Below are 10,658 nucleotides of genomic sequence, written 5' to 3' on the forward strand. Positions count from 1 at the left end.
GTACACCTCGAACTCGCCCCGGTAGAGGTCGAGCGCGCACGGATGGTCGGCGGTGTGCCTGCCGGTGCGCAGATCCAGGTCGTGGAACGGGCGGCCGTCGGCGAAGGTGACGCGGGCGACGCCGGGGCCTTCGCCGGGCAGGAAGCGCAGGGTGCGTTCGGCGGGGCGCGCGGTGCCCCGCCAGACGAAGGTGCCGGACTCGTGGTGCAGGAGGCCGCCGGTCCCGTCGTCCAGCCATGCGAACGCCGTCGTCCCCGTGAAGCGGCCTTCCGCGTTCCCTGCCAGGTCCTGCGCCGTGCGCTCGACCGCCCACTCCCCGGCCAGATACGCCAGCACGTCGGGCACGCGATGGTGCGTCACCGCTGCCGTGCGGGCCGACTCATCCGGAAAAGACATGCCCGCAGGCTACGTCCCCGCCGGACGCTATTTCTGGTCCGCCGCCGCGTACAGCGCCGCCACGTCGAGCTTCTTCATGCCGAGCATGGCCGCCATCGCGCGCTGCGCCCGCCCCTGGTCGGGGTCGGACATCAGCTCGCCCATGGCGGCGGGGACGACCTGCCAGGACAGTCCGAACTTGTCCTTGAGCCAGCCGCACGGGCCTTCCTCGCCGCCCTCGGAGAGCTTCGCCCAGTAGTGGTCGACCTCCGCCTGGTCGGCGCAGTCGACGGAGAGCGAGACCGCTTCGTTGAAGGTGAACTCGGGGCCGCCGTTGAGCGCGAGATAGGGCTGCCCGTCGAGCTCGAACTCGACGGTCATCACGGTCCCGGCCGGTCGCGGCCCGGCTTCGCCGTAGTGGGCGACGCTTGTGATCTTCGAGTTCGGGAAGACCGACACGTAGAACTTCGCGGCCTCCTCGCCCTGCGTGTCGAACCAGAGGTTGGGCGTGATGCGGGGCATGACTCTCTCCTGTCGTCGGGCCTGCCGGGCATGTGCCTGTCTGCCTGTACTGACCCTTGCTCCCGGGAGAACTCATCGCTACCCGGCCCACCGGTCCCTCGTTGCATAAAACTGCGTCGATACGTATAGTCATGCTCTCTAGGAGGAGGGTTCCATGGCGGTACGTGCAGCAGTGGCAGGAGCGAGCGGGTACGCGGGCGGTGAATTGCTGCGTCTGCTGCTCGTCCACCCCGAGGTGGAGATCGGCGCCCTGACCGGCAACTCGAACGCGGGCCAGCGCCTGGGCGCGCTCCAGCCGCACCTGATGCCGCTCGCCGACCGGGTCCTGGAGCCGACCACCGCCGAGGCCCTCGCGGGTCACGACGTCGTCTTCCTCGCCCTGCCCCACGGCCAGTCCGCCGCCGTCGCCGAGCAGCTCGGCCCGGACGTCCTCGTCGTCGACATGGGCGCCGACTTCCGGCTGAAGGACGCGGGGGACTGGGAGAAGTTCTACGGCAGCGAGCACGCCGGGACCTGGCCCTACGGCCTGCCGGAGCTGCCGGACGCCCGCGCCGCCCTCGAAGGGTCCAAGCGCATCGCGGTGCCCGGCTGCTATCCGACCGCCGTCTCGCTCGCGCTCGTCCCCGCGTACGCCGCCGGGCTCGCCGAGGCCGAAGCGGTGATCGTCGCCGCCTCCGGGACCTCGGGCGCGGGCAAGGCGGCCAAGCCGCACCTGCTGGGCTCCGAGGTCATGGGCTCCATGTCGCCGTACGGCGTGGGCGGCGTGCACCGGCACACCCCGGAGATGATCCAGAACCTGTCCGCCGCCGCGGGCACCCCCGTCACCGTCTCCTTCACGCCCACCCTGGCCCCGATGCCGCGCGGCATCCTCGCCACGTGCAGCGCGAAGGCCGCGGCGGGCGTCACCGCCGAGTCCGTGCGGGCCGCGTACGAGAAGGCCTACGCGGACGAACCGTTCGTGCACCTGCTCCCCGAGGGGCAGTGGCCCGCGACGGCCGCGGTGTACGGCTCGAACGCCGTACAGATCCAGGTCGCGTACGACGAGGCGGCGGGGCGCGTCATCGTGATCAGCGCCATCGACAACCTCGCCAAGGGCACCGCCGGCGGCGCGGTGCAGAGCATGAACATCGCACTCGGGCTCCCCGAAGAGCTCGGTCTCACCACGATCGGAGTGGCTCCGTGAGCGACGCACGCGCAGCCGCCGGGCCGCAGATGACAACGAACCGCGCGCCTCTGCGCTGCGCGGGCGGAGAAGCGAACAAGGAGATGCAGTGAGCGTCACGGCAGCGCAGGGATTCACGGCGGCGGGCATCGCCGCCGGAATCAAGGAGAACGGCAACCCGGACCTGGCCCTCGTGGTCAACACCGGGCCCCGCCTGGCCGCCGCGGGCGTCTTCACCTCCAACCGCGTCAAGGCCGCCCCGGTCCTCTGGTCGGAGCAGGTCGTCAAGGGCGGCCTCGTGTCGGCCGTCGTCCTCAACTCCGGCGGCGCCAACGCCTGTACGGGGCCGCAGGGCTTCCAGGACACGCACGCCACCGCGGAGAAGGTCGCCGGGACGCTCGACCTGAACGCGGGCGAGGTCGCCGTCGCGTCGACGGGCCTCATCGGCGTCACCCTCCCCATGGACAAGCTCCTGCCGGGCATCGAGAGCGCGGCCGGTGAACTCTCCGCGCACGGCGGCGAGAAGGCCGCCATCGCCATCAAGACCACCGACAGCGTGCACAAGACGGCTGTTGTCACGGGGGACGGCTGGACGGTCGGCGGCATGGCCAAGGGCGCGGGCATGCTCGCCCCCGGACTCGCCACGATGCTCGTCGTCCTGACCACGGACGCCGACGTCGACGCCGATGTCCTGGACAAGGCGCTGCGGGACGCCACGAAGGTCACCTTCGACCGCGTCGACTCCGACGGCTGCATGTCGACGAACGACACGGTGCTCCTGCTGGCTTCCGGGGCCTCGCAAGTCACCCCGCAATACGCGGAGTTCGCCGAGGCCGTCCGTACCGTCTGCGACGATCTCGCCCGCCAGCTCATCGGCGACGCCGAGGGCGCGAGCAAGGACATCCGCATCGAGGTCGTCAACGCCGCGTCCGAGGACGACGCCGTGGAGGTGGGCCGCTCCATCGCCCGCAACAACCTCCTCAAGTGCGCCATCCACGGCGAGGACCCCAACTGGGGCCGGGTGCTCTCCGCCATCGGCACGACGATGGCGGCCTTCGAGCCCGACCAGCTGAACGTCGCCATCAACGGCGTCTGGGTCTGCAAGAACGGCAGCGTGGGCGAGGACCGCGACCTCGTCGACATGCGCTACCGCGAGGTCAAGATCACCGCGGATCTGGCGGCAGGCACCACCGAGCCCGTCGTGATCTGGGCCAACGACCTCACCGCCGACTACGTCCACGAGAACAGCGCGTACTCCTCATGAGCGGCAACAGCAGCAGCGGCAATCCGACGGCACGCAAGCACACCGCGCTCCCCAAGGCGCAGACCCTCATCGAGGCGCTGCCCTGGCTGACCCGGCACCGCGGCAAGACCGTCGTCATCAAGTTCGGCGGCAACGCCATGGTCGACGAGGAGCTGAAGGCGGCCTTCGCACAGGACGTCGTCTTCCTGCACCACGCGGGTCTCAAGCCCGTCGTCGTGCACGGCGGCGGCCCGCAGATCAGCGCGGCCCTCGACCGGCACGGCATCGTCAGCGAGTTCAAGGCGGGCCTGCGGGTCACCACCGAGGACGCCATGGACGTCGTACGGATGGTCCTGGCGGGGCAGGTCCAGCGCGAGCTGGTCGGCCTGCTCAACCAGCACGGTCCGCTCGCCGTCGGCCTCACCGGCGAGGACGCGCACACCATCACCGCCACCAAGCACCAGCCCCGTATCGAGGGCGAGTTGGTCGACATCGGCCGCGTCGGCGAGATCACCGAGATCGACACCGGCGCCATCGAGGCCCTGCTCGCCGACGGCCGCATCCCGGTCGTCTCCTCCATCGCCCGCTCCCAGGACGACCACCATGTCTACAACGTCAATGCTGATACGGCGGCTGCGGCACTTGCGGCTGCGCTGGACGCAGAGACCCTGATGGTCCTCACGGACGTCGAGGGCCTCTACGAGGACTGGCCGAACAGCGACGAGGTGATCAGCCGCCTGACCGCGAAGGAGCTGGAGAAGCTCCTTCCCGAGCTGGCCAGCGGCATGGTCCCGAAGATGGAGGGCTGCCTGCACGCCGTGCGCAACGGCGTCGAGACGGCCCGTGTGATCGACGGCCGGGTCCAGCACTCGATCCTGCTGGAGATCTTCACCGACGAGGGCATCGGCACGATGGTCGTGCCGGACTCGCCCGCAGACGAAACAGAGGGGGAAGCGGCATGACCGGCAACGAGGAGCTGACCCAGCGCTGGCAGGACGCGCTGATGGACAACTACGGCACGCCCCGGCTGCCCCTCGTGCGCGGCGCGGGCAGCAAGCTGTGGGACGCCGACGGCAAGGAGTACGTCGACTTCGTCGGCGGCATCGCGGTCAACGCGCTCGGCCACGCCCACCCGGCGGTCGTCGAGGCGGTCAGCACCCAGATCGCGTCCCTCGGCCATGTCTCCAACCTCTTCATCGCCGAGCCGCCGGTCGCGCTCGCCGAACGGCTGCTCCAGCTCTTCGGGCGCCCGGGCCGGGTGTTCTTCTGCAACTCCGGCGCAGAGGCCAACGAAGGCGCCTTCAAGATCGGCCGCCTGACCGGGCGTTCGCACATGGTCGCCACGGACGGCGGCTTCCACGGCCGCACCATGGGCGCGCTCGCGCTGACCGGCCAGCCCGGCAAGCAGGAGCCGTTCCTGCCGCTGCCCGGCGACGTCACGCATGTCCCGTACGGCGACATCGAGGCCCTGCGGGCAGCCGTCACCGAGGAGACGGCCCTCGTCATCATCGAACCCGTCCAGGGCGAGAACGGCGTCATCGTGCCGCCCGCGGGCTATCTGAAGGCGGCCAGGGACATCACCGCGGCCACCGGAACCCTCCTCGTCCTCGACGAGGTGCAGACCGGAATCGGCCGTACCGGCCACTGGTTCGAGTACCTCGCACACGAGGGCGTGCAGCCCGACGTGGTCACGCTCGCAAAGGGTCTGGGCGGCGGACTGCCGCTGGGCGCGACGGTCGCGTTCGGGGCGGCGGCCGAGCTGCTCAAGCCCGGTCACCACGGAACGACGTTCGGCGGGAACCCGGTGGCGTGCGCCGCGGGACTCGCCGTGCTCGACACCATCGAGGCCGACGGACTCCTGGACAACGTGAAGCGGGCGAGCGGGAAGCTGCGCGACGGAATCGAGTCACTGGGACACCCGCTCGTGGGCCATGTCCGGGGTGCGGGGCTGCTGCTGGGTATCGTGCTCACCGAGCCGCTCGCGCCTCAGGTGCAGCAGGCGGCTCAGGACGCCGGCTTCCTGGTGAACACGCCCGCTCCCGATGTCGTACGGCTGATGCCGCCGCTGAACGTGCGCGACGACGAGGTGGACGCGTTCCTCCGGGTCCTGCCCGGCGTGCTTGACCAGGCCACCGCGGCCGACGGGGACGGACGATCCGGAGAATGAGACGACGATGAGCCAGGCGCAAGGCAATGAGCACGTGGAGCACCCGGATCACGCCGGGCCCGCCGTGCCGCAGACCCGCACCGCACGCCACCGCCGGATCGTGGACATCCTCAACCGGCAGCCCGTCCGCTCCCAGAGCCAGCTGGCGAAGCTGCTCGCCGACGACGGGCTCACGGTCACCCAGGCGACGCTCTCCCGGGACCTGGACGAGCTGAACGCGGTGAAGATCCGCAACGCCGAGGGCGACCTCATCTACGCGGTGCCGAGCGAGGGCGGGTTCCGCACTCCGCGTGCGCCGCTGGGGGAGTCCGCCAAGGAGGAGCGGATGCGGCGCCTCTCGGCGGAGCTGCTGATCTCTGCGGAGGCCTCGGCGAATCTGGTGGTCCTGCGGACGCCGCCGGGGGCCGCCCAGTTCCTCGCCTCGGCGATCGACCAGGCGGAGCTGCACGACATTCTGGGGACGATCGCGGGGGACGACACCCTGATGCTGATCAGCCGGGAGGCGACGGGGGGCCAGGCTCTGGCGGACCACTTGCTGCGCCTGGCGTCGAACGAGCACTGATTCTTCCTGGCGCGGGGGCCTTGGTGGCCGTCAATCACCGGCTCCGCCGAGTTCGTCCTCAAACGCCGGACGGGCTGAGATTTCCGCCGGCCCGGGGAAGTCTTGCAGCCGTCCGGCGTCTGAGGACCGGGGGTCTGGGGGCGGAGCCCCCTGCGCGGCGCAGCCGCCAATAGACGCAGCCGGGAAGGGGCGGGATTGGGGAAAGCCCCGCAGGGACCGGCCCCTACCCCAGCAACTCCCCCAGGGGATCATCCCCCAGGAACGAAACGAGCTCCGCAGGACCCGGCGCAGTGGCCGGCCCCCGCCGCGTCACCGCGTACGCCGCCGCAGCGTTAGCGCCCCGCGCAGCCGTAAGGGGATCGAGCCCCCGCCCCAACAGGGCGAGGAACGCCCCGACATGCGCATCCCCGGCACCATTGCTGTCCACGGCATCCACGGGGAAGCCAGGCACATGCACCACGTCCCCGCCCGAGCCCGGCGCAGCCAACCAGCAGCCGTCCTTGTCGGCCCGCACAAGCACCCCCGCCCCCGGCGCAAGCCGCCCGACGAGCGCGGCAGCGGCAGCCCGCGGCTCGGAGTGACCGCTCATGAGCCGGGCCTCACGGGCGTTGCAGCTGAGCCAGTCCGTCCGGGCGAGGACGGGGTCGAGGACGTCCGCGGGGATATCGGCGACCAGCGGCCCCGGGTCGAAGCAGACCCGCACATCACCCGGCAGCCCCGCCGCGAACGCGGACAGCAGCGGACCGTTGACCTCCATCACGAGGCTGTACCCGGACAACTGCACGGTGTCGCCCGCCCGCAGCGCCCCCGCGACGGCATCCGTCTCCGCCGCCGTCATCCGCGCGTCCACCCCGAAGCTGGTGACGAACGTCCGCTCGCCCCCGGCATCGACCAGGGCCACACAGAACCCCGTGTCCCCGTCCGTCCGCACCGGGTGCAGGGTCGAGATGTCCTCCTCGGCGAGGGAGCGCCGGACGAGGTCCCCGTAAGGCCCGGTCCCGTGCAGCCCCGCGTACACCGCGTCGGCCCCCAGGCGCCGCGCCGCCGTCAGCGCGTTGAAGCCGCCGCCCGCGTACAGCCGGGTGCGGGAGCCGATGACGTCGCCGCCGCGTTCGGGAAGGGCGGGGACTTCGATGACGAGGTCGGCGATGACGTTGCCGGCCAGCACGAGACGCGGGGAGTGTGCGGGGGTGCTCATCGGACTGACTCCTCAAGTGCCGGGGAAGAAGCGGGGGTTGCGGAAGGATGGCCGCGCCCGCCGAAGGCCGCATACACCGCGCCGCCCACCACGATGGCCACCGCCCAGCCCAGGCCGTTGACGCCGGGCCAGGTGTCGGCGAGCGGTCCGGCGAACCACACGTCGTCCGAGCCCGTACCGGCGGTCGTGAACAGGAGCCCCGCCACGATCGACGCCACCCAGGCCAGCACGGCGGGCAGCCGGAAGCCGCCGGTGTACCAGTAGCGGCTGGTCCGCGAGGTGTCCATCAGGGCGTCGGGGTCGTAGTCCCGGCCCCGCATCATGTCGACCGCGATCACGCCGATCCAGGCGGAGATCGGCACGGCGAGCAGCGTCAGGAAGGCGGAGAACGGGCCGTAGAAGTCGTCCGCGATCAGCATGAAGTAGATGCCGCCCAGGAACATCAGCACGATGTCGATGAGCACGGCCCAGGCCCGCGGCACCCGCAGACCCAGCGTGATCATGGTGAGGCCCGCGGAGTACGTCGACAGGTGGTTCGACATCAGCAGGCCGCCGAAGGCCGCGATCAGGTACGGGATCGCCATCCAGGACGGCAGCATGGCGTTGATCGCGGAGACCGGGTCGGAGGACGTGGCAAGGGACGGGTCGCCCGCCGTGAGGAGCGAGCCGAGCGAGATGAGCAGCACGAGCGGGATGCCCGCACCGAAGGCCGACGCAGTGATCAGGCGGCGCCCCGGGATCGCGCGCGGGAGGTAACGGGCGTAGTCCGCACCGGCGTTGGCCCAGCCGATGCCCGTGCCCGCGGCGATGAAGCCGATACCGGCGACGACACCGGTGGTCGGTCCTGCCGGAGTGGCCAGGACCTTCGACCAGTCGACGGTGGCGACCAGGAAGCCCATCACGACCAGGTTGAGCACGCCGAACAGGACCGTCGCCCACTTGTTGATCCACATGATCGTGGCGTGTCCGAGGCCGCTGATCAGCAGCGTGCAGGCGATGAAGACAAGCAGGCACAGCACGGTCAGGAAGGTGTTCTGGTCGACGCCGAAGGCCACCCCGAGCAGGGCGAGCAGCGCGTACGCCGCCGTGGTCGTCGTGATCGTCTCCCAGCCGACCCGGCTCAGCCAGGAGACCAGGGTCGGGCCCGCGTTGCCCCGCTGTCCGAATACCGCGCGGGAGAGCGTGAGTGCGGGTGCGCCGCCCTTCTTGCCCGCCAGGCTCAACGCCCCCACCAGCGCGAACGAACCGAACGCGCCGACGACCGCGACCAGCGCGGCCTGCCAGATGTTCAGTCCGCGGAAGGCGACGAGCGTCGCGCCGAGCGGCAGCCCCAGGATCGAGATGTTGGCGGCGAACCAGGTCCAGAACATCTGGCCCGCGTGGCCATGACGCTCACTGTCGGGGACCGGCTCGATCCCTCGGGTCTCTACGGTGCCGACCGAAACGTTCTTCGTCGAAGCGTCCATGACGGAACCTCCTTGCGCGGTACGTGGGAACGGGGGAAGGGGCGGGGAAGGGACGGGGATGCAACGGGGGAGCGGACTAGCGGTGGGTGAGCAACTGGGCGGTCAGCGGGGCCAGTTCGAGGCTGTTCACCGTGCGCAGGGTGCGTACGGCGTCGGCGGGCAGGCCCGCGAGGCCGTGCACCGATCCGGCGATCGCGCCCGCGATCGCGGCGATCGTGTCGCTGTCGCCGCCGAGGTTCGCGGCCAGGAGCGCGCTGCGCCAGGGGTCGCCGCCGGTCAGCGCGAGCACCGCGAACGCGGCGGGCACCGACTCCTGGCTGGCCACGCTGGTGCCGATGAGGGCGACGACGCGGTCCAGTGCCGTGTCCTCGTCCAGGCCGGCCACCAGGTCGCGGGCCCAGGCGATGCGGGCGGCGATGTCGGCTCCGGCGATCCAGTTGCCGCGCCGGGCGCCTGCCTGCGCGGCGGTGATCGCCGCGTCGAAGGCCTCGTCGAGGGTGCCGCCCGCGACACCGGTGCTCACCGCGGCGGCGACGGCCGCCGCGCCCGCGATGCCGACGTTCGTGTCGTGGGTGACCTGGCAGGACTCCACGACCCGGTCGAGGAAGTGAGGCAGCGGCTCCGCGGCGAAGGCGATGCCGACCGGGGTGACGCGCATCGCGGCGCCGTTGGTGGTGCCGTACCTGCCCGCCTCCTTGGGGTCGGTGCCGCCCGCGACGGCGTCCAGAGCGGCCTTGGTGGACGGGCCGAGCAGGTCGAAGGAGCCCTTGTCCTTCATCTCCCGCTCCCAGGAGAGGAGTTCGTCGGCGAACCGCAGCGGTTCGATGTGCCCGCCGCCCTCGACGAGCAGCCGCGCCACGATGACCGCCTGGTCGGTGTCGTCGGTGACGGAACCGGCGGGCATGCCCGCGCTCACGGGGTTGTCGGACCGGGAGGCCTCGAATCCGGTGACGGTGCCGTAGACCCGTACGACGTCGTCGCGGGACATGATCTGGGTCGGCATGCCCAGGGCGTCGCCGAGCGCGAGTCCGTAGAACGCGCCGAGCGCGCGGTCGAGAAGGTCGGGCGGTGCGGTGGTCATCAGTGGCCTCCTCGGCCGGTGCGTACGTGCAGTTGGAACCGGGACGGATCGAGCAGGCTGGACACCTGCTCCACGACCTCCCCTTCGGCATCGCGGAAGACCTGGGCGAGCCGGATGAACGGTTCGCCCGCAGAGCGGTGCAGGAGCCCCGCGTCCTCGTCGCCGAGGCCGGACACCGTGATGTGGGCGTCGCTCGACGCGGCGACGTGCCCCGCGGCGAGCAGCGTCCGGTTCAGGGAGCCGCCTTCGAGGCCGCGCTCGGGCAGATCGGCGAGGGCGGGCACGGCCGGGACGCGGCTGCGCTCCAGGGAGATGCCGGCGCCGTCGGGCAGCCGCCTGACGCGGTCGAGCGCGATGAACCGTGCGTCGGCCAGGCCGAGTTCGGCGGCGAGCCCGGAGTCGGTGATCCGCTCGAAGCGCAGGGTGTCCGTCGAGAGCTCGGTGCCCTGGTCGGCGAGGGCCCTGGTCCAGCCGAGCTTCTGGTCGAGCGGCGTGCCGTCGAAGGTGACCAGCGAGCCGATGCCCGCGTGCGTCTCGATGAGGCCCTGTTCGCCGAGGACGCTCAGCGCCTGGCGGACGGTGGTGCGACTGACCCCGAACCGCTCACGCAGCGCGTGTTCGCCGGGGAGACGGCTGCCGTCGGCGTGCACCCCGGCGCGGATCTCGTCGGCGAGTACGTGCGCGACGCGATGATGTTTATGAACCTGTCCAGGCATGTCTAGAAGGTAAGCGGAGGTGATCCGTCCCGTCTACGGTTTGCGGCAGATTATTTGCTCGGTGAACTTTCCAGCGAACTTTTCGGTGGACTTTTCGGCGAACGCCCGGGGCCCGGCCTGACCCCCGTCAGGCCTGCTCGGCCGCCCGCTCCTCGGTGCGCCGCGC

General features: G+C 71.2%; 11 protein-coding genes. 5 read left to right on the forward strand and 6 right to left on the reverse strand.

What is annotated here, in order from left to right:
- Positions 1 to 396 (reverse strand): DUF6314 family protein (locus ACQKIP_RS28820; RefSeq protein WP_427744536.1); only part of this gene is annotated, 396 nt, incomplete at its 3' end.
- A gap of 27 nt (positions 397 to 423) precedes the next feature.
- The gene (locus tag ACQKIP_RS28825; protein ID WP_365860129.1) at positions 424 to 897 is read right to left on the reverse strand and encodes a VOC family protein; all 474 of its coding nucleotides are present in this window, start codon (positions 895 to 897) and stop codon (positions 424 to 426) included.
- A gap of 154 nt (positions 898 to 1,051) precedes the next feature.
- Here ACQKIP_RS28825 and argC point away from each other — a divergent pair, with 154 nt between their 5' ends.
- The 5 genes from argC to ACQKIP_RS28850 all read left to right on the forward strand — a co-directional run bounded on the left by argC (position 1,052) and on the right by ACQKIP_RS28850 (position 6,031).
- A complete protein-coding gene (argC, locus tag ACQKIP_RS28830) occupies positions 1,052 to 2,080 on the forward strand; it encodes an N-acetyl-gamma-glutamyl-phosphate reductase (protein WP_365860130.1) in 1,029 nt (342 codons plus the stop codon).
- Positions 2,081 to 2,168: 88 nt separating this feature from the next.
- The gene (argJ, locus tag ACQKIP_RS28835) at positions 2,169 to 3,323 is read left to right on the forward strand and encodes a bifunctional glutamate N-acetyltransferase/amino-acid acetyltransferase ArgJ (RefSeq protein ID WP_365860131.1); all 1,155 of its coding nucleotides are present in this window, start codon (positions 2,169 to 2,171) and stop codon (positions 3,321 to 3,323) included.
- Entirely contained in the window at positions 3,320 to 4,264 is a 945-nt protein-coding gene (gene argB / locus ACQKIP_RS28840) for an acetylglutamate kinase (protein ID WP_365860132.1), read from the forward strand. Before argJ ends, argB begins: the two co-directional genes overlap by 4 nt.
- A complete protein-coding gene (locus ACQKIP_RS28845) occupies positions 4,261 to 5,469 on the forward strand; it encodes an acetylornithine transaminase (protein WP_365860133.1) in 1,209 nt (402 codons plus the stop codon). The genes argB and ACQKIP_RS28845 overlap by 4 nt, the downstream gene beginning before the upstream one ends.
- Before the next feature lie 7 nt (positions 5,470 to 5,476).
- A complete protein-coding gene (locus ACQKIP_RS28850) occupies positions 5,477 to 6,031 on the forward strand; it encodes an arginine repressor (protein ID WP_365860134.1) in 555 nt (184 codons plus the stop codon).
- Between the two features lie 223 nt (positions 6,032 to 6,254).
- On the opposite strand, the gene ACQKIP_RS28855 is transcribed toward ACQKIP_RS28850, so the two are convergent.
- The 4 genes from ACQKIP_RS28855 to ACQKIP_RS28870 all read right to left on the reverse strand — a co-directional run bounded on the left by ACQKIP_RS28855 (position 6,255) and on the right by ACQKIP_RS28870 (position 10,492).
- Positions 6,255 to 7,229, reverse strand: coding sequence for a PfkB family carbohydrate kinase (locus ACQKIP_RS28855; protein WP_365860135.1), 975 nt, complete (start codon positions 7,227 to 7,229; stop codon positions 6,255 to 6,257).
- The gene (locus ACQKIP_RS28860; RefSeq protein WP_365860136.1) at positions 7,226 to 8,695 is read right to left on the reverse strand and encodes a purine-cytosine permease family protein; all 1,470 of its coding nucleotides are present in this window, start codon (positions 8,693 to 8,695) and stop codon (positions 7,226 to 7,228) included. Before ACQKIP_RS28860 ends, ACQKIP_RS28855 begins: the two co-directional genes overlap by 4 nt.
- Before the next feature lie 76 nt (positions 8,696 to 8,771).
- The gene (locus ACQKIP_RS28865) at positions 8,772 to 9,776 is read right to left on the reverse strand and encodes an ADP-ribosylglycohydrolase family protein (RefSeq protein WP_365860137.1); all 1,005 of its coding nucleotides are present in this window, start codon (positions 9,774 to 9,776) and stop codon (positions 8,772 to 8,774) included.
- The gene (locus ACQKIP_RS28870; protein WP_365860138.1) at positions 9,776 to 10,492 is read right to left on the reverse strand and encodes a GntR family transcriptional regulator; all 717 of its coding nucleotides are present in this window, start codon (positions 10,490 to 10,492) and stop codon (positions 9,776 to 9,778) included. The genes ACQKIP_RS28865 and ACQKIP_RS28870 overlap by 1 nt, the downstream gene beginning before the upstream one ends.
- Positions 10,493 to 10,658 lie beyond the last annotated feature (166 nt).

Origin of the sequence: Streptomyces sp. NPDC059900, from assembly GCF_050270335.1 — a bacterium.
Classification (GTDB): domain Bacteria; phylum Actinomycetota; class Actinomycetes; order Streptomycetales; family Streptomycetaceae; genus Streptomyces.